Annotated in this window: 22 protein-coding genes; 17 read left to right on the top strand and 5 right to left on the bottom strand. The window is 68.1% G+C overall.

Annotated features, from left to right (window positions below):
* Position 1 precedes the first annotated feature (1 nt).
* The gene (locus OG976_RS01885; RefSeq protein ID WP_442930486.1) at positions 2 to 814 is read left to right on the top strand and encodes a rhomboid-like protein; all 813 of its coding nucleotides are present in this window, start codon (positions 2 to 4) and stop codon (positions 812 to 814) included.
* Here the strand turns inward: OG976_RS01885 and OG976_RS01880 are convergent.
* Positions 746 to 2,326: an FMN-binding glutamate synthase family protein gene (locus OG976_RS01880; protein WP_328357126.1), complete on the bottom strand. Its 1,581-nt coding sequence runs from the start codon at positions 2,324 to 2,326 to the stop codon at positions 746 to 748. The genes OG976_RS01885 and OG976_RS01880 overlap by 69 nt on opposite strands.
* Before the next feature lie 148 nt (positions 2,327 to 2,474).
* Between OG976_RS01880 and pheS the strand changes: the two genes are divergently transcribed.
* From pheS to OG976_RS01825, 11 genes are all read left to right on the top strand, one after another.
* A complete protein-coding gene (pheS, locus tag OG976_RS01875) occupies positions 2,475 to 3,521 on the top strand; it encodes a phenylalanine--tRNA ligase subunit alpha (RefSeq protein WP_328357123.1) in 1,047 nt (348 codons plus the stop codon).
* Positions 3,521 to 6,016: a phenylalanine--tRNA ligase subunit beta gene (gene pheT, locus OG976_RS01870; RefSeq protein WP_328357120.1), complete on the top strand. Its 2,496-nt coding sequence runs from the start codon at positions 3,521 to 3,523 to the stop codon at positions 6,014 to 6,016. Before pheS ends, pheT begins: the two co-directional genes overlap by 1 nt.
* Positions 6,017 to 6,130: 114 nt before the next feature.
* Positions 6,131 to 7,180, top strand: a complete 1,050-nt coding sequence (argC, locus tag OG976_RS01865) for an N-acetyl-gamma-glutamyl-phosphate reductase (RefSeq protein WP_328357117.1) — start codon at positions 6,131 to 6,133, stop codon at positions 7,178 to 7,180.
* Entirely contained in the window at positions 7,177 to 8,385 is a 1,209-nt protein-coding gene (argJ, locus tag OG976_RS01860; protein ID WP_328357114.1) for a bifunctional glutamate N-acetyltransferase/amino-acid acetyltransferase ArgJ, read from the top strand. Before argC ends, argJ begins: the two co-directional genes overlap by 4 nt.
* The gene (argB, locus tag OG976_RS01855) at positions 8,382 to 9,251 is read left to right on the top strand and encodes an acetylglutamate kinase (protein WP_328357113.1); all 870 of its coding nucleotides are present in this window, start codon (positions 8,382 to 8,384) and stop codon (positions 9,249 to 9,251) included. The genes argJ and argB overlap by 4 nt, the downstream gene beginning before the upstream one ends.
* Complete coding sequence (locus OG976_RS01850) at positions 9,248 to 10,420, top strand: acetylornithine transaminase (RefSeq protein ID WP_328357111.1); 1,173 nt, start codon at positions 9,248 to 9,250, stop codon at positions 10,418 to 10,420. Before argB ends, OG976_RS01850 begins: the two co-directional genes overlap by 4 nt.
* Positions 10,417 to 11,346, top strand: a complete 930-nt coding sequence (gene argF / locus OG976_RS01845) for an ornithine carbamoyltransferase (RefSeq protein ID WP_328357109.1) — start codon at positions 10,417 to 10,419, stop codon at positions 11,344 to 11,346. Before OG976_RS01850 ends, argF begins: the two co-directional genes overlap by 4 nt.
* Positions 11,343 to 11,828, top strand: a complete 486-nt coding sequence (locus OG976_RS01840; RefSeq protein ID WP_328357106.1) for an arginine repressor — start codon at positions 11,343 to 11,345, stop codon at positions 11,826 to 11,828. Before argF ends, OG976_RS01840 begins: the two co-directional genes overlap by 4 nt.
* A 24-nt stretch (positions 11,829 to 11,852) precedes the next feature.
* Positions 11,853 to 13,052, top strand: a complete 1,200-nt coding sequence (locus tag OG976_RS01835; protein ID WP_328357104.1) for an argininosuccinate synthase — start codon at positions 11,853 to 11,855, stop codon at positions 13,050 to 13,052.
* 88 nt (positions 13,053 to 13,140) lie between these two features.
* Entirely contained in the window at positions 13,141 to 14,550 is a 1,410-nt protein-coding gene (argH, locus tag OG976_RS01830) for an argininosuccinate lyase (RefSeq protein ID WP_328357102.1), read from the top strand.
* Entirely contained in the window at positions 14,547 to 15,770 is a 1,224-nt protein-coding gene (locus OG976_RS01825) for an MFS transporter (RefSeq protein ID WP_328357099.1), read from the top strand. The genes argH and OG976_RS01825 overlap by 4 nt, the downstream gene beginning before the upstream one ends.
* Here the strand turns inward: OG976_RS01825 and OG976_RS01820 are convergent.
* Complete coding sequence (locus OG976_RS01820) at positions 15,767 to 17,548, bottom strand: ABC-F family ATP-binding cassette domain-containing protein (protein ID WP_328357096.1); 1,782 nt, start codon at positions 17,546 to 17,548, stop codon at positions 15,767 to 15,769. The genes OG976_RS01825 and OG976_RS01820 overlap by 4 nt on opposite strands.
* A gap of 117 nt (positions 17,549 to 17,665) precedes the next feature.
* On the opposite strand from OG976_RS01820, the gene OG976_RS01815 reads away from it, so the two are divergent.
* The 3 genes from OG976_RS01815 to OG976_RS01805 all read left to right on the top strand — a co-directional run bounded on the left by OG976_RS01815 (position 17,666) and on the right by OG976_RS01805 (position 21,438).
* Positions 17,666 to 20,647 (top strand): acyl-CoA synthetase, encoded by a 2,982-nt coding sequence (locus OG976_RS01815; RefSeq protein ID WP_328357093.1) that lies wholly within the window; start codon positions 17,666 to 17,668, stop codon positions 20,645 to 20,647.
* A gap of 70 nt (positions 20,648 to 20,717) precedes the next feature.
* A complete protein-coding gene (locus OG976_RS01810) occupies positions 20,718 to 21,227 on the top strand; it encodes a hypothetical protein (RefSeq protein ID WP_328357090.1) in 510 nt (169 codons plus the stop codon).
* Between the two features lie 7 nt (positions 21,228 to 21,234).
* Positions 21,235 to 21,438 carry a Trm112 family protein gene (locus OG976_RS01805; RefSeq protein WP_328357087.1) on the top strand — a complete coding sequence of 68 codons (204 nt, stop codon included), beginning with the start codon at positions 21,235 to 21,237 and terminating at the stop codon, positions 21,436 to 21,438.
* Here the strand turns inward: OG976_RS01805 and OG976_RS01800 are convergent.
* The 3 genes from OG976_RS01800 to OG976_RS01790 are packed head-to-tail and all read right to left on the bottom strand — an operon-like array spanning position 21,416 to position 23,522.
* A complete protein-coding gene (locus OG976_RS01800; protein WP_328357084.1) occupies positions 21,416 to 22,009 on the bottom strand; it encodes a TetR/AcrR family transcriptional regulator in 594 nt (197 codons plus the stop codon). The genes OG976_RS01805 and OG976_RS01800 overlap by 23 nt on opposite strands.
* Positions 22,006 to 22,824: an ABC transporter permease gene (locus OG976_RS01795; RefSeq protein WP_328357081.1), complete on the bottom strand. Its 819-nt coding sequence runs from the start codon at positions 22,822 to 22,824 to the stop codon at positions 22,006 to 22,008. The genes OG976_RS01800 and OG976_RS01795 overlap by 4 nt, the downstream gene beginning before the upstream one ends.
* Entirely contained in the window at positions 22,758 to 23,522 is a 765-nt protein-coding gene (locus OG976_RS01790; RefSeq protein WP_328357078.1) for an ABC transporter ATP-binding protein, read from the bottom strand. The genes OG976_RS01795 and OG976_RS01790 overlap by 67 nt, the downstream gene beginning before the upstream one ends.
* A gap of 50 nt (positions 23,523 to 23,572) precedes the next feature.
* Between OG976_RS01790 and OG976_RS01785 the strand changes: the two genes are divergently transcribed.
* A complete protein-coding gene (locus OG976_RS01785; RefSeq protein WP_328357075.1) occupies positions 23,573 to 24,193 on the top strand; it encodes a DNA-3-methyladenine glycosylase in 621 nt (206 codons plus the stop codon).
* A 27-nt stretch (positions 24,194 to 24,220) separates the two neighbouring features.
* The gene (gene tyrS / locus OG976_RS01780; RefSeq protein ID WP_328357072.1) at positions 24,221 to 25,495 is read left to right on the top strand and encodes a tyrosine--tRNA ligase; all 1,275 of its coding nucleotides are present in this window, start codon (positions 24,221 to 24,223) and stop codon (positions 25,493 to 25,495) included.
* Positions 25,496 to 25,819: the final 324 nt, after the last annotated feature.

The following is a 25,819-nucleotide window of genomic DNA, read 5'->3' as shown; positions in this document are numbered from 1 at the left end:
GATGTTTCTGGCAGTAGTCGCGCGGTTGTCCCGCGTCCGGGTCACCCTCGGCTACACCACCGCGCTCGTCGCGGTGGCGACGGCGTTGCTCCTGTTGGGCCCCCACGTCCGTGATCAGGTGATCCGGCACGCCAGTACCAATCTGCACAACCTGAGCGACGGGCGCATCGGAACCCTGATCGGGAGTGCCTTCGTCACCGAAACCGGGCCCATCTATGTCTGGCTGCCCGGCCTGGTCGCACTGCTGGCGCTGGCCGAACTGCTCCTGCGTAGCCGTCGGCTGGTGGTCGCGTTCGCTGTCGGTCACATCGGGGCCACCCTGCTGGTCGCCGCAGGCCTGGCCGCCGCCATCGGCGTCGGCACGCTGTCGCTGTCGATGGTCGACGTCACCGATGTCGGCATGAGTTACGGCGCCATCGGCGTCCTCGGCGCGCTGACCGCGGCAATACCGCGACCGTGGCGGGCCGCCTGGACCGGCTGGTGGCTGGCGGTCGCGTTCGGTTCGGCGGCGATCTCCGGGGCGGATTTCACCAGCGTCGGGCACGCGATCGCCCTGGTGCTCGGCATGGTGGTGGGCACCAGGTTCGGGCATCCCGCGCACTGGACCACCGCGCGCTACGGGCTGCTCGCCGTCGCGGTCGCCTTCGGCTACATGGTCCTGGCCTCCACGCCGCTGTCGGTCGTCACGGCCGCGGCGCTCGGCGCTGTGGGTGCCCTGCTGGCCTACTGGGCCGACCGGCGTCGTCTAGCGAAACTCCTCGGCGCTGGCTTCGATCCAGTCCGACAGCCACGCCTCGGGAGCGTCGTCGAGTAGTTCACCGGGCATCAGCCAGTCGTAGATCTCGGCGTAGGTGCGGGTGCGCTGCCCCTCGATGCGGCGGTTGAGCATCGAGGGCTCCAACTGATCGAAGCCGTCCAGCCCCATCGAAGCCACGATCTGGGCCGCGCTGGCGACGGTCGCCTGCTGGAAATTGGCGACGCGGTCGATCTTGTCCGGCACATACAGAGCGCGGGCCAGACCCTGGTCCTGGGTTGCCACCCCGGTAGGGCAGCGGTTGGTGTTGCACTTCATCGCCTGGATACAGCCCAGCGCGAACATCATGGCGCGTGCCGACAGCGTGAAATCCGCGCCCTGACACATGCGACTGACGATGTCGACACCGCTGGCCACCTTGCCGGACGCGCCGACCTTGACGTGCGGGCGCAGGCCGGTTCCCACCAGTGCGTTGTGCACCAGCATCAGACCCTCGGTCAGCGGCATGCCGACGTGGTCCTCGAATTCCTGCGGTGCGGCCCCGGTGCCGCCCTCGGCGCCATCGACGATGATGAAATCCGGCGTGATGCCGGTCTTCACCATCGCCTTGCAGATCGACAGGAACTCGGTGCGCGCGCCGATGCAGAGTTTGAACCCGACTGGCTTGCCTCCGGACAGGCTGCGCAGGGTCGCGATGAAGTGCACCAACTCCAACGGGGTGTGGAACGCGGTGTGGGCCGGGGGAGACACCACCGTCTGACCCTGCGGAACGCCGCGGGTCGCGGCGATCTCGGCGCTGACCTTCGGGCCGGGCAGCACGCCGCCCAAGCCCGGTTTGGCGCCTTGGGACAGTTTGATCGAGATCGCCTTGACCGAGGGCAGCGCCGCCTTCTCGGTGAACGTGACCGCGTCGAAGTGTCCGTCGGCGTCGCGGCACCCGAAGTACCCCGAGCCGATCTCCCAGATCAGGTCGCCGCCGTGTTTGAGGTGGTACGGGCTGATCGCCCCCTCGCCGGTGTCGTGGGCGAAGCCACCGCGGGCCGCCCCACCGTTGAGCGCCTCGATGGCGTTGCCGGACAGCGCCCCGAAGCTCATCGCCGAGACGTTGAGCACGGCGATGTCGTAGGGCTGGGTGCAGTCGGCACCGCCGAGGCGCACCCGCGGGCTCAGGTCGGTGGCCGACCGGGCGCGCAGTGAATGGCGCAGGAACTCGTAGCCCAGGCCGTAGACGTTGCGTTCGGTGCCGAACGGCTCGTCACTCTTGATGCCTTTGGCCCGCTCGTAGACCATGTCGCGGGTCTCGCGGTCGAACGGGCTGGCTTCGGTGTTGGACTCGACGAAGTACTGGCGGATCTCGGGTCGTAGAAGTTCGGCCAGGAAGCGGGCGTGGCCCAGGATGGGAAAGGCCCGCAGGATCGTGTGCTTGGTCTGCAGGACATCCCAAGTGCCCAGCGCGGCCAGCGCCGCGACGATCGCGGCCGGGATCCACCAGGCCCAGTGCACCAGCAGAGCCAGCACCCCCAGGGCGAGGGCCGCGGCCCACACTCCGGCGACGATCAGCAGCCTCGTCATGGGACCTCCCCGACGCCGTATCGGCCCGGGGCGCTGCCGGGGCGGGGCGAAATGCCTGCGAGGCGTCATTGTGGCATCACCTATGATCGGCACTTGCGTCACACCCGTGTCGCGCCCCAAGCCCGCTAGCCAAGGAGAGTCTCGCCGCGTGGGTGAGCACGACGCCGACCTGTTGTCGCAGGACTCGCTGACCGAAGCCGTCAGCGCGGCCCATCAGGCGTTCGGCCAGGCCGGTGACCTCGACGGGCTGGCCCGGGCCAAGACCGAGCACCTCGGCGACCGTGCGCCGCTGGCGCTGGCCCGTCAGGCCCTGGCCACGCTGCCCAAAGACGAGCGCGCCGACGCCGGTAAGCGGGTCAACGTCGCCCGCACCGAGGCCCAGAACAGCTACGACGAGCGCCTGGCGGTGCTGCGTGCCGAGCGTGACGCGGCGGCCCTGGTCGCCGAGGCCGTCGATGTGACCCTGCCGTCCACGCGCCAGCCGCTGGGGGCACGCCACCCGATCACCATCCTCGCCGAGCACATCGCCGACACATTCGTGGCAATGGGCTGGGAGCTGGCCGAAGGGCCCGAGGTGGAGACCGAGCAGTTCAACTTCGACGCGCTGAACTTCCCGCCGGACCATCCGGCCCGCAGCGAGTCCGACACGTTCCACGTCGCGCCGGAAGGCTCCCGTCAGCTGCTGCGCACGCACACCTCACCGGTGCAGGTGCGCACACTGCTCGACCGCGAGCTGCCGGTGTACATCGTCTCGATCGGACGCACCTTCCGCACCGACGAACTCGACTCCACCCACACCCCGGTCTTCCACCAGGTCGAGGGCCTGGCGGTCGACCGTGGCCTGACGATGGCGCATCTGCGCGGAACCCTGGACGCCTTCGCGCGTTCCGAGTTCGGGCCGACCGCGCGCACCCGGATGCGGCCGCACTTCTTCCCGTTCACCGAGCCGTCGGCCGAGGTGGACATCTGGTTCCCGAACAAGAAGGGCGGCCCGGGCTGGGTCGAATGGGGCGGCTGCGGCATGGTCAACCCGAACGTGCTGCGCGCGGCAGGCATCGACCCCCAGGTGTACTCCGGCTTTGCGTTCGGAATGGGTTTGGAGCGAACCTTGCAGTTCCGCAACGGAATTCCCGATATGCGCGACATGGTCGAAGGTGACGTCCGGTTCTCGATGCCGTTCGGAGCCGGTGTCTGATGCGTCTTCCCTACAGTTGGCTGCGCGAGGTCGTCCAGCGAGGTACCCCGGGCTGGGACGTCGAACCGCACGACCTGGAACAGGCACTCATCCGAGTCGGTCATGAAGTCGAGGACATCATCACCCTCGGGCCGGTCAGCGGCCCGCTGACCGTCGGGCGGGTCACCGCGATCGAGGAACTCACCGAGTTCAAGAAGCCGATCCGGGCCTGCAAGGTCGACGTGGGCGAAGCCCAGGATCGTGACATCGTCTGCGGTGCAACGAACTTCGCGGTGGGTGACCTGGTCGCCGTCGCCCTGCCGGGTGTCACGTTGCCCGGTGACTTTCACATCGCGAGCCGCAAGACGTACGGCAGGCTGTCGGACGGCATGATCTGCTCGGCCGCTGAACTCGGTTTGGGCGCTGATCATTCCGGGATTCTGGTACTCCCGCCGGGCACCGCCGAACCGGGCGCCGACGCGGCCGCCGTACTGGGGCTCGACGACGTGGTGTTCGACCTGGCCGTCACCCCGGACCGCGGCTACTGCATGTCGATCCGCGGGATCGCCCGAGAGATCGCCTGCGCCTACGGCCTGGACTACGTCGATCCAGCCGACGTCACGCCGCTGCCCGCCGAAGGTCCCGCGCTGCCGGTGACCATCGCGCCCGGCACCGGCGTCAGCCGGTTCGCGCTGCGACCCGTCACCGGGATCGACCCGAAGGCGTTGTCGCCGTGGTGGTTACGCCGCCGACTGATGCTGTCGGGGATCCGGCCGATCTCGCCTGCGGTCGACGTCACCAACTACGTCATGCTCGAACTCGGCCACCCGATGCACGCCCACGACAGCAGCCGGATCCACGGCGAGTTCACGGTGCGCTTCGCCACGCCGGGGGAGACCGTCGTCACCCTCGACGACGTCGAACGCACCTTGGATCCGGGTGACGTGCTCATCGTCGACGACGTCGCCACCGCGGCGATCGGCGGCGTGATGGGCGCAGGCACCACCGAGATCGACGACGACTCCACCGACGTGCTGCTGGAGGCCGCGGTCTGGGATCCGGCCGCGGTGTCACGCACCATCCGTCGTCTCCATCTGGTCAGTGAGGCCGGCCGGCGCTACGAGCGCTCCGTCGATCCCGCCATCTCCGTGGCTGCAGTCGACCGATGCGCGGCGCTGCTGGCCGAGATCGCCGGGGGCACAGTGCAACCTCGCCTGACCGACTGGCGAGGCGACCCGCCGCGCGAGGACTGGTCGCCCGCGCCGGTGCGGATGCGCTTCGACCTCCCGGACCAGATGGCTGGCGTCGACTACGAACCGGGGGCCTCGGTCAACCGGCTCACCCAGGTCGGTGCGACGGTGGCCGAGGACAGCGACGATCCGGCGATCCTGGTCGTGACGCCGCCGAGCTGGCGGCCGGATCTGGTTCAGCCCGCCGACCTCGTCGAGGAGGTGCTGCGCCTGGAGGGCCTCGACAAGATCCCGTCGGTGCTGCCCACCGCACCTGCGGGGCGCGGTCTCACGGCCTCGCAGAAGCGCCGCCGGGCGATCGGCAAGTCGCTGGCTCTGTCGGGATTCGTCGAGGTGTTGCCCACTCCGTTTTTGCCTGCGGGCATCTTCGACCAGTGGGGCCTTGCCGATGACGACCCCCGGCGGGACACCACCTTCGTACTCAACCCGCTGGAGGCCGACCGGCCGCACCTGGCCACGACGTTGCTGCCGGCGCTGCTGGAAGCGTTGTCCCGCAATGTTTCTCGAGGCTTCGCCGATGTCGCGCTGTTCTCTATCGCCCAGGTCGTCCAGCCCACCGAGGACACCGGCGCCGTCGATCTGATCCCGACCCATCGCAGGCCGACCGACGACGAGATCGACGCGCTGAACGCGTCGCTGCCGCACCAGCCGGTGCACGTCGGTGCGGTGCTGACCGGTCTGCGTGAACCGCGCGGGCCATGGGGCCCGGGCCGTCCCGTGGAAGCTGCCGACGCGTTCGAGGCGGTGCGGATCATTGCGCGCGCCAGCGGTGTCGAGGTGGCGTTGCGCGCCGCCCAGCACCTGCCCTGGCACCCCGGCCGGTGCGCCGAGGTTCTGCTCGACGGCCGCATCGTCGGCTACGCCGGGCAGCTGCATCCCGCGGTGATCGAGCGCTCCGGGCTGCCGAAGGGCACCTGTGCCGTCGAGGTGAACCTGGATCTGGTGCCGATCACCGAGACCCTGCCCGCACCGCGGGTGTCGCCGTTCCCCGCCGTTTTCCAGGATGTCAGCCTCGTCGTCGGCGGCGACGTGGCCGCCCAGGCGGTCATCGACGCGGTGCGCGACGGTGCCGGCGAGCTGCTCGAGAACGTCGCACTGTTCGACGTGTACACCGGCCCGCAGGTCGGCGAGGGCCGCAAGTCGCTGACGCTGGCGCTGCGCTTCCGGGCCGCCGATCGCACGCTGACCGAGGACGAGGCCAGCGCCGCCCGTGACGCCGCAGTGGCCACCGCCGCCGAACGCGTCGGCGCCCACCTGCGCACCTAGCCCCCAGGGGTTCGCCCAAACCCACGTTTGGGCGCACTTGTGCGAGTGCGGCGCGCCATTTCGTCGATCTCGGCGAACCGGCTAAGGAATGAATTTGCATACGCGTGCATAACCATGCAGAATCGCGGGATGACTTCGGTGGCGATAGCCGGTGCCAGCGGCTATGCCGGCGGCGAGATTCTGCGGCTGCTGCTCGGCCACCCCGCCTACGCCGACGGCAGGCTGACCATCGGCGCCCTCACCGCGGCCGCCAGCGCCGGCACCCACCTCACCGAGCACCACCCGCACCTGCTGCCGCTGGCCGACCGGACACTCGAGCCCACCAACGCCGAGGTCCTCGGCGGGCACGACGTGGTGTTCCTGGGCTTGCCGCACGGCCACTCGGCCGAACTGGCCGACCAGCTGGGTGAGGACACCGTGATCATCGACTGCGGCGCTGACTTCCGGCTCACCGATGCCGCGGCGTGGGAGCGCTTCTACGGCTCGCCCTACGCCGGCAACTGGCCCTACGGGTTGCCCGAGTTGCCCGGCGGCCGCGAACGCCTACGCGGCGCGAACAGGATCGCGGTGCCGGGCTGCTATCCGACGGCCGCGCTGCTGGCACTGCTGCCCGCCGTCGCCGCGGACCTCGTCGAGCCCTTCGTCACCGTGGTGGCGGTCAGCGGCACCTCCGGAGCGGGTCGCGCGGCCAAGGTGGACCTGCTGGCCTCGGAGGTCATCGGTTCGGCGCGGGCCTACAACATCGCCGGTGTGCACCGGCACACTCCCGAGATCGCTCAGGGCCTGAGCGCCGTCACCGAGCGGCCCGTCACGGTGTCGTTCACCCCGGTCCTGATCCCCACCGCGCGCGGCATTCTGGCCACCTGCACTGCGCGGACCTCGGCGTCGGAGTCCGACATTCGCGCCGCCTACGAAAAGGCCTACGGCGCAGAGCCGTTCATCCATCTGCTGCCGGAGGGGCAATTGCCCCGGACCGGTTCGGTGATCGGTAGCAACGCCGCGCAGTTGGCGGTGGCCGTCGACGGTGACGCGGGTGTGCTGGTTGCCGTGTGTGCGATCGACAACTTGGTGAAGGGAACCGGTGGTGCGGCGGTGCAGTCGATGAATCTCGCACTGGGCTGGCCGGAAACGGAAGGACTGTCGATCGTGGGAGTGGCGCCGTGACGAGACTGCTGCGCACCCAGGGCGTGACCGCTCCGGCCGGCTTCCGGGCCACCGGGATCGCCGCGGGCATCAAGAAGTCCGGTGCTCTCGACCTTGCGTTGGTGCTCAACGAGGGTCCCGACTACGCCGCCGCAGGGGTGTTCACCCGCAATCAGGTCAAGGCAGCCCCGGTGCTGTGGAGCCAGCAGGTGCTCACCGCCGGAAGGCTGCGTGCGGTGCTGCTGAACTCCGGCGGCGCCAACGCCTGCACCGGAGCCCCGGGTTTTCAGGACACCCACGCCACTGCCGAGGCGCTTGCGGCCGCCCTGTCGGAATGGGGGACCGAGACCGGACCGATCGAGGTCGCGGTCTGCTCGACCGGCCTGATCGGCGACCGGCTCCCGATGGACAAGGTGCTGGCCGGCGTCAGCGCGATCGTGCACGAGCTCGCCGGTGGACTCACCGGCGGCGACGAAGCCGCCCGGGCCATCATGACCACCGACACCGTGGCCAAACAGGTTGCGTTGCACCACTCGCCGGACTCCGGGCAGAACTGGACCGTCGGCGCAATGGCTAAGGGTGCGGGCATGCTCGCCCCGTCGCTGGCCACCATGCTGGTGGTGTTGACCACCGACGCCGTGGCGGACGCGGGGGCACTGGACACCGCGCTGCGCCGCGCCACCGCCAGGACGTTCGACCGGCTCGACGTCGACGGCAGTTGCTCGACCAACGACACCGTGCTGCTGCTGGCCTCCGGCGCCAGCGAGATCACCCCAAGCCAGGACGACCTCGACGAGGCGGTGCTGCGGGTGTGCGACGACCTCTGCGCCCAACTGCAGGCCGACGCCGAAGGGGTGACCAAGCGGGTGGCCATCACCGTCACCGGTGCCCCGAGTGAGGCCGACGCGGTCACGGCGGCGCGAGTGATCGCCCGCGACAGCCTGGTCAAGACGGCGCTGTTCGGGTCGGACCCGAACTGGGGCCGGGTGCTCGCCGCGGTCGGCATGGTGCCGTTCCTCATCGAGCATGAACGGATCACGGTGTCGTTCAACGGTTTCCCGGTGTGTGTCGACGGGGCTGGAGCTCCCGGTGCGCGCGACGTCGACCTGTCCGGGCCCGACATCGACGTCACCGTCGACCTCAAGCTCGGTGACGGACGCGCCACCATCCGCACCACCGACCTGTCGCACGCCTACGTCGAAGAGAACTCGGCCTACAGCTCATGACCGTCCCCACCCAGGCCAAGGCGGCGGTGCTGGCCGAAGCGTTGCCGTGGCTCAAGGCGCTGCACGGAAAGATCGTCGTGGTCAAGTACGGCGGCAACGCGATGACCGACGACCTGCTCAAGGCGGCGTTCGCCGCGGACATGGTCTTCCTGCGCAATGTCGGCATCCACCCGGTCGTCGTCCACGGCGGTGGACCTCAGATCAGCGCGATGCTCAAGAAGCTCGGTATCGCAGGCGATTTCAAGGGTGGCTTCCGCGTCACCACGCCGGAGGTGCTCGACGTCGCACGGATGGTGCTGTTCGGCCAGGTCGGCCGTGAGCTGGTGAACCTGATCAACTCGCACGGCCCCTACGCGGTCGGGCTCACCGGAGAAGACGCGCAACTGTTCACCGCCGTGCGCCGCAGCGTCAACGTCGACGGTGTCGCCACCGACATCGGCCTGGTCGGCGACGTCGATCAGGTCAACACTGCCGCGGTCCTGGATCTCATTGCCGCCGGACGGATTCCGGTGGTCTCGACGATCGCGCCCGACGTCGACGGAGTGGTCCACAACATCAATGCCGACACCGCCGCCGCGGCGCTGGCGCAAGCACTCGGGGCCGAGAAGCTGTTGATGCTCACCGATGTCGAGGGTCTCTACACCCGTTGGCCCGACCTCGATTCGCTGGTGAGCGAGATCGACACCACCACCCTGGCGCAGCTGCTGCCCAGCCTGGAGACCGGCATGGTCCCCAAGATCGAGGCGTGCCTGCGGGCCGTCGAGGGTGGAGTGCCCAGCGCGCACGTCATCGACGGCCGCGTCGAGCACTGTGTACTGGTCGAGCTGTTCACCGACGAGGGGACCGGAACGAAGGTGGTGTCATGAGCGAGGGACTACTGCAGCGCTGGCAAGCCGTCATGATGAACAACTACGGCACCCCGCCGGTCGCGCTGGCCAGCGGTGAGGGCGCCGTCGTCACCGACGTCGACGGTAAGACCTACCTCGACCTGCTGGCCGGTATCGCGGTCAACATTCTCGGCCATCGGCATCCGGCGGTCATCGAGGCCGTTACGGACCAGCTGAACACGTTGGGCCACACCTCGAATCTGTATGCCACCGAACCCGGTGTGGCACTGGCCGAGGCGCTCGTCGATCACCTCGGCACACCCGCGCGGGTGTTCTTCTGCAACTCCGGCGCCGAAGCCAACGAAGTCGCCTTCAAGCTCACCCGGCTGACCGGACGGACCAAGCTCGTCGCCGCCGAGAACGCCTTCCACGGCCGGACCATGGGGGCGCTGGCGCTGACCGGTCAGCCCGCCAAGCAGGCGCCGTTCGAGCCGCTGCCCGGTGACGTCACCCACGTGCCCTACGGGGACGTCGAGGCACTCGAAGCAGCCGTCGACGACGACACCGCGGCGGTGTTCCTCGAACCGATCATGGGGGAGGGCGGCGTCGTCGTCCCCCCGGCCGGCTACCTGGTGGCCGCCCGTGAGATCACCAGCCGGCACGGGGCCCTGCTGGTGCTCGATGAGGTCCAGACGGGAGTGGGCCGCACCGGTGCGTTCTTCGCCCACCAGCACGACGGCATCACCCCCGACGTCGTCACCCTCGCCAAGGGACTCGGCGGCGGTCTGCCGATCGGGGCGTGCCTGGCCATCGGTCCGGCCGTGGACCTGATGACGCCGGGCTTGCACGGCAGCACGTTCGGCGGAAACCCGGTCTGCACTGCTGCCGCGCTGGCGGTGTTGCGGACGTTGTCCGCCGAGGATCTGGTGGAGCGCGCCGACGTGCTGGGCAAGACGCTGTCGCACGGGATCGAAGCGCTGAGCCACCCGTTGGTCGACCACGTCCGTGGCCGGGGACTGCTGCGCGGTGTGGTGCTGACCGCCCCGCAGGGCAAGGCCGTCGAAACCGTGGCACGTGAGGCCGGCTTCCTGGTCAACGCCGCCGCACCGGACGTGATCCGGTTGGCTCCACCGTTGGTCATCACCGAGGCGCAGATCGACAGCTTCCTGGCCGCACTGCCCGATATCCTCGACAAGGCGGCACTATGAGCACCCTTCGGCATTTCCTGCGCGACGACGACCTGTCCCCGGCCGAACTGGCCGAGGTTCTCGAGCTCGCCGCGGCGCTGAAGAAGGAGCCACTGAGCCGGCGACCGCTGGAGGGACCGCGTGGCGTCGCGGTGATCTTCGACAAGAACTCCACCCGCACCCGGTTCTCGTTCGAGATCGGCATCGCCCAGCTGGGCGGTCACGCGGTGGTGGTCGACGGGCGCACCACCCAGCTCGGCCGCGAGGAGACCCTGGAAGACACCGGCCGGGTGCTCTCCCGCTATGTCGATGCGATCGTGTGGCGCACGTTCGCCCAGAACCGGCTCACCGCCATGGCTTCTGCCTCCACCGCCCCTGTGGTCAATGCGCTGTCCGACGAGTTCCACCCCTGCCAGGTGCTTGCCGACCTGCAGACCCTGGTCGAACGCAAGGGATCGCTTAACGGACTGCGGATGACCTATTTCGGTGACGGCGCCAACAACATGGCGCATTCGCTGATGCTCGGCGGAGTCAACGCGGGGATCAGCGTGACCATCGCCGCCCCGGCAGGCTTCGAGCCCGATCCACGGTTCGTCGCGGCCGCCCAGCAGCGCGGCGCCCAGACCGGGGCCACCGTGACGCTGACGGCCGATCCCATCGCCGCGGCCAAGGGTGCCGATGTTCTCGTCACCGACACCTGGACGTCGATGGGCCAGGAGAACGACGGGCTCGACCGGGTGGGCCCGTTCAGGCCGTTCCAGGTCAATACCGAGCTGCTGTCGCACGCCGACTCCGAAGCCGTTGTCCTGCATTGTCTTCCCGCGCACCGCGGCTTCGAGATCACCGACGAGGTGATCGACGGCCCGCACAGCGCGGTCTGGGACGAGGCCGAGAATCGCCTCCACGCCCAGAAGGCCCTGCTGGTGTGGTTACTGGATAACCGATGACCACCGAAGTCAGTTCCACCCGCGCCGGGCGGCAGGCGAGGATCGTCTCGATCCTGTCGTCGCAATCGGTGCACAGCCAGAGCGAACTGGCCGTGCTGCTGGCCGACGAGGGTATCGACGTCACCCAGGCGACGTTGTCGCGCGACCTCGAGGAACTCGGTGCGGTCAAGCTTCGCGGGGCCGACGGCGGGGTGGGCGTCTACGTCGTTCCCGAGGACGGCAGCCCGGTGCGCGGGGTGTCCGGTGGGACCGAGAGGATGTCGCGACTGATGGCGGACCTGCTGGTGTCCACCGACGCCAGCGCTAACCTTGCCGTGCTGCGCACCCCGCCGGGCGCGGCGCATTACCTTGCCAGCGCGATCGATCGGGCAGCGTTGCCCCATGTCGTCGGCACCATCGCCGGCGACGACACCATCCTGGTGGTGGCCCGCGAACCGATGACCGGTGCTGAGCTGGCCACCATGTTCGAGAACATCCGTTAGAGCCGAAACAAAAGGAGACACTTCATGTCCGAGCGCGTCATCTTGGCGTATTCCGGCGGTCTGGACACCTCGGTGGCCATCAGCTGGATCGGCAAGGAGACCGGCCGGGAGGTCGTGGCCGTGGCCATCGACCTCGGTCAGGGCGGCGAGGACATGGAAGTGGTCCGCCAGCGTGCCCTGGACTGCGGCGCGGTCGAAGCGGTCGTGGTCGATGCCCGCGACGAATTCGCCGAGCAGTACTGCCTGCCGGCGATCCAGTCGAATGCCCTCTATATGGACCGCTATCCGCTGGTGTCGGCGCTGAGCCGCCCGCTGATCGTCAAGCACCTGGTGGATGCGGCCCGCGAACACGGCGGCGCGATCGTCGCCCACGGCTGCACCGGCAAGGGCAATGACCAGGTCCGCTTCGAGGTCGGATTCGCCTCGCTGGCACCGCATCTGGAGGTTCTGGCCCCCGTCCGCGACTACGCCTGGACCCGGGAGAAGGCCATCGCGTTCGCCGAGGAGAACGCCATCCCGATCAACGTCTCCAAGCGCTCCCCGTTCTCCATCGACCAGAACGTGTGGGGCCGAGCGGTGGAAACCGGCTTCCTGGAGCACCTGTGGAACGCGCCCACCAAGGACGTCTACGACTACACCGAAGACCCGACACTGAACTGGAATAGCCCCGACGAGGTGATCGTCGGGTTCGAGCGCGGCGTGCCGGTGTCCATCGACGGCAACCCGGTGACGGTGCTGGAGGCCATCGTCGAACTGAACCGCCGGGCCGGGGCACAGGGCGTCGGTCGCCTCGATGTGGTCGAAGATCGCCTGGTCGGCATCAAGAGCCGGGAAATCTACGAAGCGCCCGGCGCGATGGCGCTCATCACCGCGCACACCGAACTCGAACACGTCACCCTCGAGCGTGAACTCGGCCGGTTCAAGCGCGGCACCGACCGCAAGTGGGGCGAACTGGTCTACGACGGGCTGTGGTTCTCACCGCTCAAGCGATCGCTGGAGGCCTTCGTCGCCGACACCCAGAAGCACGTCACCGGCGAGATCCGAATGGTGTTGCACGGCGGCCACATTGCCGTGAATGGCCGGCGCAGCCCGCAGTCGCTCTACGACTTCAACCTGGCCACCTATGACGAAGGGGACACCTTCGACCAGTCCGCCGCCAAGGGATTCGTCCATGTGCACGGGCTGTCGTCGAAGATCGCCGCCCGCCGGGACCTGGCACTGTGACGGCTCAACCCCTTCCGCGAGCGTGCGTGTCGGTACGGCGACACGCCGCTGAAGGCAGCCGTTGGCGCACGCTCGCCGGTGGGCAACCGTGAGTACCAACGAGGGCTCGTTGTGGGGCGGGCGCTTCGCCGACGGGCCTGCGCCGGCGCTGGCGGCGCTGAGCAAGTCCACCCACTTCGACTGGGTGCTGGCACCCTATGACGTCGCCGCGTCCAAGGCGCACGCCAAGGTGCTGCACCGCGCCGGGCTGCTGACCGACGATCAGCGCGACGGTTTGCTCGCCGGCCTGGACAGCCTCGGAACCGACGTCGCCGACGGCAGCTTCACCCCGCTGGCGACCGACGAGGACGTGCACGGCGCACTCGAGCGCGGCCTGATCGACCGGGTCGGCGCCGACCTCGGCGGCCGGTTGCGGGCCGGGCGGTCACGCAACGACCAGGTGGCCACCCTGTTCCGGATGTGGTTGCGCGATGCGATGTCCCGGGTCGCCACCGGCGCCCTGGAGGTGGTCTCGGCGCTGGCCACCCAGGCCGCCGCGCACCCGACGGCGGTCATGCCCGGCAAGACCCACCTGCAGGCCGCCCAACCCGTGCTGCTCGCACACCATCTGCTCGCGCACGCCCACCCGCTGCTGCGCGACGTGGACCGCATCGTCGACTTCGACAAGCGCACCGCGGTCTCGCCATACGGTTCGGGCGCCCTGGCCGGCTCGTCGCTGGGGCTCGACCCCGACGCGATCGCTGAGGAGCTGGGATTCGCAGCGGCCAGCGACAATTCGATCGACGCGACGGCCTCCCGGGACTTCGCCGCCGAGGCCGCATTCGTTCTGGCGATGATCGGCGTCGACCTGTCCCGGTTGGCCGAGGACATCATTCTCTGGAGCACAACAGAATTCGGCTACGTCACACTGCACGACTCGTGGTCGACCGGCAGTTCGATCATGCCTCAGAAGAAGAACCCCGACATCGCCGAGTTGGCCCGCGGCAAGTCGGGCCGGCTCATCGGCAACCTGACTGGTCTGCTGGCCACCCTCAAAGCGCAGCCGCTGGCCTACAACCGCGATCTGCAGGAGGACAAGGAACCGGTCTTCGACTCGGTGGCCCAACTGGAGTTGGTGCTGCCCGCGATGGCCGGCCTGGTCGCCACCCTGACATTCGACGAGGAGCGGATGGCAGAGCTGGCGCCGGCGGGCTTCACGCTGGCTACTGATATTGCCGAATGGCTTGTGCGCCAGGGTGTCCCGTTCCGGGTGGCGCACGAGGCCGCCGGCGCTGCGGTGCGCACCGCCGAGGGGCGCGGGGTCGGGCTGGCGGAGCTGACCGACGACGAGCTGACGCAGATCAGCCCGGCGCTGACACCGCAGGTCCGCGATGTGCTCACCGTCGACGGGTCGGTGTCCTCCCGCGATGCCCGCGGCGGCACCGCCCCGGTGCAGGTTGCCAACCAACTCGGTGTCGTGCGGGATACCGCGGAGAGATTGCGGCTGCGGCTGCGGTGACAGACAGCGGGGGATACGGCCTTTTCGCGCAGCGACAGTTCCGCGAACTGTGGTCGGCGAACCTGCTTTCCAGCCTCGGCCTGGCCATGCTGTTGCTCGGCGCCGCGTGGGTGATGCTCTCACTGACGACGAATCCACTCCTGGTGAGCATGGTGCAAACCGCCATCAGCCTGCCGTTCCTCGTGTTCGGGATACCCGCCGGGATCAGCTCAGATCTCTACGGCCACCGCCGCCTGCTGCTCGGCGCGCACACCTGGATGCTGCTCGTCGTGGCCGGCCTCGCCGCGATCACCTTCGGTGGACACCTCACCGCGGCTTCGCTGTTGGTAGCGCTGTTGCTCATCGGGATCGGCCTGGTCTTCCAGCAGGCGGCGTGGAAACCCTTTCTGCACGACCTGCTTCCGGCCGATCAACTGGTTGCCGCGATTTCGTTCAACTCGTTGAGCAACAAACTCGCCCAGGTCGTCGGCCCCATGCTCGGCGGTCTGCTGGTCGGCTTCAAAGGCGCGCTGCTGGTATTCGGTACCCGCGGGCTGTCCCATGTCGTGATGATGGCCGTCGTCCGGCGGGTGCCGAAGCCCGCGGACCCACCCGAGACCGGCTCGTTTCGCGAGGCGCTGGGCTCATTCGCCGACGGGTGGCGTTCACTTCGGGCGTCGCGCCAGTTATACGGCCCGCTGATCCGGCTGACCGCGTTCATGCTGCCCTGCACCGGGATGGTGGCGTTGTTGCCGCTGGAAGCCAAGGAGAACATCCAGACCGAGGTGATCGGCTACGGCGGTCTGCTGACGGCGCTCGCGGTGGGCACGGTGTCGGCGGTGTCGTTGATGCCGTGGATGCAGAAGCACGCGCGGATGGGTGTGTTGAGTTCGGTTGCGGTCGCCGGGTTCTCGCTCGCCGTCGTCGGGATCAGTCAATGGGACAGCATGCTGCTCGACGCGTCGTTCCTGTTGGTTGCCGGATTCTGCTGGGGCATCCTCACGGTGGCTCATCAGTGGGCCGTGCAGACGGCGTCACCCGCCGACAGTCGTGGCTTGATGACGTCCTTCTACACGCTGACCCTGCAGGGCTCGTTGGCTGCGGGCAGTGTGCTGTTCGGGCTCATCGCGACCTGGATCGGGGTGAGCACGACGATCCTGATCTGTGGCCTCGTCGCCGCGTCCGGACTGCTGCTCGTGCGGCCGTTCCCGATGCCCGACGGCGTCGCGCAACCGGCCTAATCCACCAGGTCCGAAAGCTCCAGCCAGCGGTTCTCCTTCTCGGTCACCTCGGCCTCGAGCTCGCGCAACTCCTTGGTCAGCCGGCCGATGCCGACATGGTCGGACTGGTCGTGTTCGGCCAGTTCGACGTGCTTGGCGTTGACCCGGTCTGACAGCTTGCCCAGTGCGCGCTCCAGCGCCGAGATCTCCTTTTCCACGTTGCGCAGTTCGGCTCCCGACAGCGCTGCATGCGGCGCCGGGGTGGCCGAGGTGGGGCCGGTGGACGCGGCGGCGTGACGGCGGGCGGCGATCCGCAGGTATTCGTCGACCCCGCCAGGCAGGTGCCGCAGGTGACCGTCGATGATCGCGTACTGCTGATCGGTGACACGCTCGAGAAGGTATCGGTCGTGGGACACCACGATCAGGGTTCCTGGCCAGGAGTCGAGCAGATCTTCGGTGGCCGAGAGCATGTCGATGTCGACGTCGTTGGTCGGCTCGTCGAGCACCAGCACATTGGGCTCTTCGAGCAGGATCAGCATCAGTTGCAGGCGCCGGCGCTGCCCGCCGGAGAGCTCTCTGACTCGAGACGACAGCTGCTCGCGGCGAAAACCCAAGCGCTCCAACAGTTGTGTGGGCGTCAGCTCACGTCCGTCGACCACATATCCCGCCTTGAGTCGACCGACCACATCGCGGACCATCTCGTCCTCGATATCGGCCAGCTGGCTGGACTGCTGGTCGAGCATGGCCAGCCGCACGGTCTTGCCGCGCTTGACCCGGCCGCCATCGGGTTCCAGCGTGCCCGCGATCAGGCCCAGCAGCGTCGACTTCCCGGCGCCGTTGGCGCCGACGATTCCGGTGCGCTCGCCGGGACCGATGCGCCATTCGACGTCACGCAATACCGGCTTGCCGTCGAACGACACGGACGTATCGAGCAGGTCGATGACATCCTTGCCCAGCCGCGCGGTCGCGAGTTTGGACAGCTCGACGGTGTTGCGCAGCGGCGGGACGTCGGCGATCAACTGGTTTGCCGCATCGATCCGGAACTTCGGCTTGGAGGTACGCGCCGGTGGCCCCCGGCGCAGCCACGCCAGCTCCTTGCGCATCAGGTTCTGTCGCTTGGCTTCGCTGGCCGCCGCCACCCGGTCGCGTTCGACCCGCTGGAGCACGTAGGCCGCATAGCCGCCGTCGAAGGGCTCCACGATCCCGTCGTGAACCTCCCACGTCGTGTTGGCGACCTCGTCGAGGAACCAGCGGTCGTGGGTGACGATCAGCAGCCCACCGGAACTGCGTGCCCAGCGGTTCTTCAGGTGCTCGGAGAGCCAGGTGATGCCCTCGATGTCGAGGTGGTTGGTCGGCTCGTCGAGAGCGATCACATCCCAGTCGCCGATGAGCAGTTCTGCGAGTTGGACGCGGCGGCGCTGCCCGCCGGACAGCGATCCCACCGGCATCTGCCAGTCGATGTCGGACACCAGCCCGTCGACGACATCGCGCACCAGGGCGTTGCCGGCCCATTCGTGTTCGGCCTGATCCCCGACGAGCACTGTCCCGACGGCGGCGGCCGGGTCCAGGGTGTCGGCCTGATCCAGCGCCGCCACCCGCAGGCCGCCGCGGCGGGTGACGCGGCCGGAGTGCGGCGCGATGCGGCCCGTCAGCATGCCCATCAGGCTGGATTTTCCGTCGCCGTTGCGTCCCACGATCCCGATGCGAGCGCCCTCGTTGACGCCGACGGTCACCGAGTCGAAAACCACCTGAGTCGGATACTCGAGGTGGAGGGCTTCGGCCCCCAGCAGGTGCGCCACTGCAAGGACATTAGCGGTGGCTTGCCCGGCGACACCAAAGCCGCAGGCGGCAGGTCGGCTTTGTGCCATGATGTGCTGGCTGTCGGGGCCTTACGCAGCAGTGATGTCGGACAGGGAGTGGTTGTGGACTTGAACTTGTCGGCGGTCACCAGGCCGGTCGAGCGTCTGATGGCGACGGCACAGAACGGTTTCGAGGTGTTGCGCTGGGGCGGTCTGGAGACCGGTGTGGTGCCCTCGCCGTTCCAGACCGTCGAGAGCAAGTCGATGTACAAGCTCCGGCGCTACTTCCCGCCGGACAACCGCCCGGGTCAGCCACCCGCCGGGCCGCCGGTGCTGATGGTGCACCCGATGATGATGTCGGCGAACATGTGGGACGTCACCCAGGAAGACGGCGCGGTCGGAATCCTGCACGCGGCGGGCATCGATCCGTGGGTGATCGACTTCGGGTCACCCGACGAGGTCGAGGGTGGCATGCAACGCACCCTCACCGACCACATCGTCGCGCTCAGCGAGGCCATCGACACCGTCAAGGAGAGCACTGGCCAGAGTGTGCACCTGGCCGGCTACTCGCAGGGCGGGATGTTCTGCTATCAGACCGCCGCCTACCGCCGCAGCAAGGACGTCGCCAGCATCGTGGCCTTCGGGTCGCCGGTGGACACCCTGGCCGCACTGCCGATGGGCATCCCGGCCAACTTCGGTGCAGTCGCCGCCGACTTCATGGCCGACCATGTCTTCAACCGGATCGACATCCCAGGTTGGTTGGCGCGCACCGGTTTTCAGATGCTCGATCCCCTCAAGACCGCCAAGGCCCGCATCGACTTCGTCCGCCAGCTGCACGACCGTGAAGCGCTGCTGCCGCGCGAGCAGCAGCGCCGATTCCTCGACAGCGAAGGCTGGATCGCCTGGTCGGGTCCCGCGGTTTCCGAGCTGCTCAAACAGTTCATCGCCCACAACCGGATGATGACCGGCGGCTTCGTCATCAACGAACAGCTGGTGACGCTCAGTGACATCACCTGCCCGGTACTGGCATTCGTCGGTGAGGTCGACGACATCGGTCAGCCGGCCTCGGTTCGCGGCATCAAACGCGCCGCGCCGAGCGCCGACGTCTACGAGGTGATGATCCGCGCCGGGCACTTCGGACTCGTGGTCGGATCCAAGGCCGCGTCGGCCACCTGGCCGACGGTGGCCGACTGGGTGTCGTGGCAGTCGTCGGGCGGCACCGCGCGCCCGGCCAGCATCTCGCCGATGCCGGACAGCACCGCCGAACCCGAGGATTCCGGGGTGGCGCTGAGTTCGCGCATCATGCACGGTGTGGCCGAGGCGTCCGGTCTGGCGGCGTCTCTGGTCCGCGGTGTCGCCGACGCCGTCGTCACCACCAACAAGTCGATGCGCACGCTGGCCGTCGAAACCGCCCGCACGCTGCCGCGACTGGTGCGCCTCGGTCAGATCAACGACCACACCCGAATCTCGTTGGGCCGCATCATCGATGAACAGGCTGACGGCGCCCCCAACGGTGAGTTCCTGCTCTTCGACGGCCGGGTTCACACCTATCAGGCGGTGAATCGCCGCATCAACAACGTCGTGCGCGGGCTGATCGCGGTCGGGGTGCGCCAGGGCGTGCGGGTCGGGGTGCTGATGGACACCCGGCCCTCGGCGCTCGTGGCGATCGCCGCGCTGTCCCGGCTCGGTGCGGTCGCGGTGCTGATGCCCCCGGATGCCGACCTCGCCGAAGCCGTTCGCCTCGGCGGTGTCACCGAGGTCATCACCGACCCGGGCAACCTCGACGCCGCCCGCAAGCTTCCCGTGCAGATCCTGGTCCTGGGCGGCGGTGAATCCCGCGATCTCAACCTGCCCGGCGACAGCGGCGTCATCGACATGGAGAAGATCGACCCGGATGCCGTCGCGCTGCCCGGGTGGTATCGCCCCAACCCGGGTTTTGCCCGCGATCTGGCATTCGTGGCGTTCAGTACGGTCGGCGGCGGTCTGATCCCCAAACAGATCACCAACTACCGGTGGGCACTGTCGGCCTTCGGTACCGCCTCGGCGGCGGCGCTGGGCGGCAGTGACACCGTCTATTGCCTGACCCCGTTGCACCACCAGTCCGGTCTGCTGGTGAGCCTGGGCGGCGCGGTCGTCGGTGGTGCCCGGATCGCGTTGGCGCGCAGCCTCGAGCCGGAGCGGTTCTTCGCCGAGATCCGTCAGTACGGCGTCACCGTGGTGTCCTACACGTGGGCGATGTTGCGAGATGTCGTCGACGCCCCGTCGTTCAACCTCTCGGCGATCCATCCCGTGCGGCTGTTCATCGGCTCCGGTATGCCGACGGGCCTGTGGCAGCGCGTCGTCGACGGGTTCACCCCGGCCAACATCGTCGAGTTCTTCGCCACCACGGACGGACAGGCGGTCCTGGCCAACGTCGCCGGGGCCAAGGTCGGCAGTAAGGGCCGCCCACTGCCCGGCGGCGGTGTGGTGGAACTGGCCGCCTACGACCCCGACGACGATCTGATCCTGGAGGACGACCGCGGCTTCGTGCGGATCGCCGAGCCCAATCAGGTGGGTTTGCTGCTGGCCAAGCCGTGGGGCCCGATCGATCCGACCGCGTCGGTCAAACGCGGCGTCTTCGCGCCGAGTGACACCTGGATCTCCACCGAATACGTGTTCCGGCGCGATGCCGACGGTGACTTCTGGCTGCTCGGCAGCCGCAACCTGCTGATCCACACCCGCCGTGGGGTGGTGTTCCCGGAGACCTGCACCGACGCCGTCAGCCGAATCCTCGCGGTCGATCTGGCCGCCACCTACGGGGTCGAGGCGCCCGCCGGCACACTTGCCGTCACCGCCGTGACCCTGCGGCCGGGGGCCAGCGTCACCGCCGCCGATCTGACCGAGGCGGTGTCGGCGATGCCGGTCGGCCTGGCTCCCGACATCGTCCACGTGGTCGCCGAACTGCCACTTTCGGCCACTTACCGGCCGACGGTGTCGGCGCTGCGGGCGGCCGGGATACCCAAGGCGACGCGTAACAGCTGGTATCTGGACGCCGATACCCAGAAGTACAAGCGGCTCACGGCCGCGGTGCGGGCACAGCTGGCGGGTACCCAGAACTGAGTTCCTGCCCAGGTCGTGCCGCACTGTTAGGCTCGCCGGTAGTCGGGGTGCCCACGCGTCGGAGGATTGCATGACAACGCACAGCGTTTCCAGCCGCTCGGGTCGCGGCGCCAAAGGCGCAGTGATCGGTGTGCTGACCGCTGCCCTGATCGTTGGCTTCGGGTCCGCGACCGCGCTGGCCGAGCCGTCGTCCACCGCACCGGCCACCCCGACCGCGCAAGCGGATTCGGGCGTTCCCCAGTTCAAGAGCGCTGACGAACTGCTGTTGTTCATCGACCAGGAGTACGACCAGGGTGCCGGCGGCGGCCAGCTGTCCAACCTGATCAAGTCCGTGATGAAGTTGCGCTCCCAGGGCTACAAGCCCTCCAAGTCCAACGTGGCCGAGATCATCGATGCGCTGGATTCCCGGCCCAACCAGAAGCCCTTGATCCAGGCGCTCAGCGACACCCTCGGGTACCAGCAGAAGATCAAGGCGCAGACCGAAATGCTTCAGCAGGCCCAGGCCGCGCAGAACAACAACGCGGTGATGGGTGCCGGCCAGATGCCCTCGGACGGCAACCCCAACATCCCCGGGCAGTAGCCGCATCATGCTCGACGAGAAACTCCTCAGCATCCTGGTGTGCCCGGCCGATCGCGGCCCGCTGCTTTCGGTCGACGGACTTTTGTACAACCCACGCCTGCACAAGGCTTACCGGATCGAGGACGGCATTCCGGTGCTGTTGGTCGACGAGGCCGTCGACGTCGGTCCCGAGGAACACGAGCGCCTGATTACAGCGGCAAGTCCCCGGTGAGATAGCGCTGCAGATTGGGTCCGACGGTCTGCGCGATCTGCTGCGGCGGCAATGAGGCGAACGGTTCGACGCCGACGATATAGCGCGCGACGGCGATACCGAGCATCTGCGAGGCCACGAACTGTACGCGGATACGTCCCGTCCCCGGTGGATTGTCAACTCGCGGAGCGATTTCCGCGGTGACGATGTCTTGGATGAACGTCCGGATCAGGCTGACGTCGGCACCGCTAAGGATGGATCGCATGGTGGCGACCAGGGCATCGCCCATTTCCGAATCCCACAGCGCTAGCAGCATCGCGGGCAGGGCGTGACCGAGTTCCTCGATCGGGATCTCCCGCATCCGGTCGATCACCACCGTTGGGTCGATGGGCATCCGGATGGCCGCGGCGAACAGTTGCTGCTTGGTTCCGAAGTAATGATGGACGAGGGCGGAGTCCACTTCCGCGGCCGCCGCGATCGCGCGTATCGACGTTCTATCGATACCGTTGCGCGCGAACAACTCTCGCGCCGCGCCGAGGATGCGCTCGCGGGTATCTGAGGTGTTGCCCGGCGGGCGTCCCGGGCGCTTCACGGTGTGCGCCGCCGCAGGGTTGCGGCCGCCAGCGCCAGAGCCACCACCGCGAAGCCGAGGACGACGAGCATGTCGCGGATCGCAACGCTGGTCAGTTCGGCGTGGGTGCTGACCTGTTGCAGCGCTTCCAGGGCATAACTGGCCGGCATCGCGTTGCTGATCCACTCCAGCCAGGTCGGCATCATCGCGCGCGGCACGATGATGCCGGCGAGCAGCAGTTGGGGGACGATGACGACCGGCATGAACTGGACGGCTTGGAACTCGGTGCGGGCGAACGCACTGGCCAACAATCCCAGGCCCACACCGAGGATCGCGTTGATCACCGCGATCGCGAAGACCCACACCGGGCTGCCCGCGGTCTGGAACCCGAGCAGCCAAAACGACACCACACACGCCAGGCTGGCCTGTGCTGCCGCGGCGACGGAGAACGCGGTGCCGTAGGCGGCCAGCAGATCGAGCCGGCGCAGGGGAGTGGTGAGGATGCGCTCCAACGTTCCCGAAGCGCGCTCGCGCTGCATGGTGATCGAGGTGATGAGGAACATCACGAACAGCGGGAACAGCCCGAGCAGGATCAGGCACGCGTTGTGGAAGGGCGATACGGCGCCGGGCCTGGTCGGTACGTCGGAGAACATGAAGTACATCAGGGCGATCACCGCGCTGGGGACGACGAGGATCATCGCGATACTGCGGTGATCGGACCGCAGCTGTCGCAGGATGCGGGCCGTCGTGGCCAGGTAGGCGCGCGGACTCAGCCGGCTGGCGCTGCGGTGGTGTGCCGGATGACGGACAGGAACGCTTCCTCCAGTGACGTGCATCCGGTGTCCTCCCGTAGCTGGGTAGGTGTGGTGTGGGCCAGTAGTCGGCCGTCGCGCATGAGCAGGAGGTCGGCGCAGTGGTCGGCCTCGTCCATCACGTGGCTGGACACCAGCAGGGTGGCGCCGCGACGGGCCAGGGCATGGAACTGCGCCCACAGGTCGGCGCGCAGTACCGGGTCGAGGCCGACCGTGGGCTCGTCGAGCACCAGCAGGTCGGGCTGGCAGACCAGGGCGCAGGCCAGGGACACCCGGGCGCGCTGACCGCCGGAGAGGTTCCCGCAGTACGCGCCGGCATGGTCGCGCAACCCGACACTGTCGACGGCGTCGTCGGCTGCTGTCGTGGGCACGCCGTACAGGGCGGCGAAGTAGCGGACGTTGTCGATCACCCGCAGGTCGTTGTAGATCGTCGGGTCCTGGGTGACGTAGCCGACGCGACGCCGCAGCGGGGGAGAGCCCGCCGGATGGCCGAGCACCGTCACCGTTCCCGAGGCGACGATCTGGGTCCCGACGATGCTGCGGATCAAGGTCGTCTTGCCGCACCCGGAGGGGCCGAGCAGCCCGGTGACCGTGCCGCGGGCGATGTCCACCGAGAAGTCGTGCAGCGCCACCCGCTTGCCGCGGACCACCCGCAGGTGTCTGGTGTGAACCGCGCCGTCGGCAGGCGCCGCCAGTAATTCATCACCCGATGAAGTCATCACACGATGAATAATGCGCCTGTCCTGTCGTCACGTCAACGAAAACGGGCACAATGCGTGTCGTGACTGCGCAGCTGCTGGCCGGCGACCCGGTCGGCGCAGCCCGTCGGCTGCTCGGCGGGGTGATCAGCTGCCGGGGTGTGTCCGCGCTGATCGTCGAGGTCGAGGCCTACGGCGGACCGCCGACCGGGCCGTGGCCGGATGCTGCCGCCCATTCCTATCGCGGTCCCACCGCCAGGAACTCGGTGATGTTCGGACCGGCAGGCAGGCTCTATACCTATCGCAGTCACGGAATCCACGTCTGCGCCAACGTGTCGTGCGGCCCCGAGGGCGTTGCGGCGGCGGTCCTGCTGCGGGCAGCCGCGATCGAATCCGGTCTGCAGACGGCGCAGTCCAGGCGGGGTCCGTCCGTCACGCCCGTGGCGTTGGCGCGCGGCCCGGGCAACTTGTGCTCAGCGCTTGCTGTCGAGATGGGGGACAACGGGGTGGACGTCTTCGACACCGCCTCGCCGGTCACCGTGCAGCTCGGCGATCCCGGAGCGGACAGCTGCGGGCCGCGGGTCGGGGTCAGCCGCGCTGCGGATCGCGCCTGGAGATTCTGGCTGACGGGACGCCCCGAGGTGTCGGCGTACCGGCGCAGTCCCCGCGCACCAATGCCGGGCGCGAGCGACTGAGCCGATCCGATACGGGAAGATCAACCCATGAGCACGACGATTCTCGACGAGCTGGGTTGGCGGGGACTGATCGCACAGTCCACCGACATCGACGGGCTCGCCGCCCTAGCGGCGCAGCCCCCGATGACGGTGTACGCGGGGTTCGACCCCACCGCGCCGAGCCTGCACGCCGGAAACCTGGTGCCGTTGCTCACATTGCAGCGCTTCCAGCGGGCTGGGCATCGGCCGATCGTTCTGGCCGGCGGGGCGACCGGACTCATCGGTGATCCTCGCGACAACGGTGAACGCACGCTCAACACCGCCGACACGGTCGCTCAGTGGTCCGATCGCATTCGCGGACAGCTTGAGCGGTTCGTCGATTTCGACGACTCGCCAACCGGCGCGATTGTGGAGAACAACCTGAGCTGGACGTCACAACTGGGAGCCATCGAGTTCCTGCGTGACGTGGGCAAGCACTTCTCGGTCAATGTGATGCTCGACCGCGACACCATTCGCCGGCGCCTCGACGGCGAGGGCATCTCCTACACCGAGTTCAGCTACATGCTGTTGCAGGCCAACGACTATGTGGAGTTGCACCAGCGTTACGGCTGCTCCCTGCAGATCGGTGGCTCCGATCAGTGGGGCAACATCATCGCCGGCGTGCGCCTGGTCCGCCAGAAGCTCGGTGCGACAGTGCATGCGCTGACCGTGCCGTTGGTCACATCTGCCGACGGCACGAAGTTCGGCAAGTCCACCGGTGGGGGCAGCCTCTGGCTGGACCCCGAGATGACGAGTCCGTATGCCTGGTACCAGTACTTCGTCAACACCGCCGACGCCGATGTGATCGGTTACCTGCGCTGGTTCACCTTTCTGTCGGCCGAGGAGTTGGCCGAATTGGAAGTGGCCACTGCAGAGCGCCCGCACGAGCGGGCGGCGCAGCGCCGATTGGCTCAGGAGCTCACCACCTTGGTGCACGGCGAGGCCGCGACTGCGGCGGTCGAACACGCGTCGCAGGCACTCTTCGGCCGGGGTGAGCTGTCACAACTCGACGAGGCCACGCTGGCCGCGGCCCTGAAAGAGACCTCAGTGGCCACCCTCGAGCCGGGGGCTCCGGACGGGATCGTCGACCTTCTGGTGGCCACGGGCTTGTCGGCCAGCAGGAAGGAAGCCAAGCGGACAATCGCCGAAGGCGGTGTGTCGGTGAACAACGTCAAGGTCGAGGGCGACGACTGGGTGGCACAACCGTCCCACTTCCTGCATGAAAGTTGGCTTGTGCTGCGCCGAGGCAAACGGAACGTTGCTGGCGTGCAGCGCGTGCGGTGACTTCTGAGCAGCCGAAACCCTGCTTCTAGCAGGCGATTTGACTCCCCGTTAGCACTCACGTAACTTAATCCACGTCGCCGCGACGCGGTCAGCCCGCAGAGCGCGACGGCATCTTCGAGGAATACTCCCGGATTCCGGGGTGTTCCACTGTCCGCCCTACCGCTCGCGGCGAAAGTCGCGGGGTGTTTGCGCGGCCGGTGAAGGTGTCAGGTCTGTTGTTTGAGAACTCAATAGTGTGTTTGGTGGTTTTTGTTTGTTGTTTTTTGTCATGTTCTGGCACCCCCGTGTTGGGATGTGATGTTTGTTGATGCCAGTTTTTGGTGT

Source organism: Mycobacterium sp. NBC_00419 (assembly GCF_036023875.1).
In the GTDB taxonomy this organism is placed as follows: Bacteria; Actinomycetota; Actinomycetes; order Mycobacteriales; family Mycobacteriaceae; genus Mycobacterium.
Note: the sequence above shows the minus strand (reverse complement) of the source record. Positions and strands in the feature narration are given on the sequence as shown.

Excerpts from the sequence above, each read along its gene's own strand:
- OG976_RS01805 (WP_328357087.1), top strand. The coding sequence starts at position 21,235 with ATGCTCGACGAGAAACTCCTCAGCATCCTGGTGTGCCCGGCCGATCGC.
- OG976_RS01810 (WP_328357090.1), top strand. The coding sequence starts at position 20,718 with ATGACAACGCACAGCGTTTCCAGCCGCTCGGGTCGCGGCGCCAAAGGC.
- OG976_RS01785 (WP_328357075.1), top strand. The coding sequence starts at position 23,573 with ATGCGTGTCGTGACTGCGCAGCTGCTGGCCGGCGACCCGGTCGGCGCA.
- OG976_RS01835 (WP_328357104.1), top strand. The coding sequence starts at position 11,853 with ATGTCCGAGCGCGTCATCTTGGCGTATTCCGGCGGTCTGGACACCTCG.
- OG976_RS01795 (WP_328357081.1), bottom strand. The coding sequence starts at position 22,824 with ATGCACGTCACTGGAGGAAGCGTTCCTGTCCGTCATCCGGCACACCAC.
- tyrS (WP_328357072.1), top strand. The coding sequence starts at position 24,221 with ATGAGCACGACGATTCTCGACGAGCTGGGTTGGCGGGGACTGATCGCA.
- OG976_RS01840 (WP_328357106.1), top strand. The coding sequence starts at position 11,343 with ATGACCACCGAAGTCAGTTCCACCCGCGCCGGGCGGCAGGCGAGGATC.
- argF (WP_328357109.1), top strand. The coding sequence starts at position 10,417 with ATGAGCACCCTTCGGCATTTCCTGCGCGACGACGACCTGTCCCCGGCC.
- OG976_RS01850 (WP_328357111.1), top strand. The coding sequence starts at position 9,248 with ATGAGCGAGGGACTACTGCAGCGCTGGCAAGCCGTCATGATGAACAAC.
- argC (WP_328357117.1), top strand. The coding sequence starts at position 6,131 with ATGCAGAATCGCGGGATGACTTCGGTGGCGATAGCCGGTGCCAGCGGC.
- OG976_RS01880 (WP_328357126.1), bottom strand. The coding sequence starts at position 2,326 with ATGACGAGGCTGCTGATCGTCGCCGGAGTGTGGGCCGCGGCCCTCGCC.
- pheT (WP_328357120.1), top strand. The coding sequence starts at position 3,521 with ATGCGTCTTCCCTACAGTTGGCTGCGCGAGGTCGTCCAGCGAGGTACC.
- argB (WP_328357113.1), top strand. The coding sequence starts at position 8,382 with ATGACCGTCCCCACCCAGGCCAAGGCGGCGGTGCTGGCCGAAGCGTTG.
- OG976_RS01885 (WP_442930486.1), top strand. The coding sequence starts at position 2 with ATGTTTCTGGCAGTAGTCGCGCGGTTGTCCCGCGTCCGGGTCACCCTC.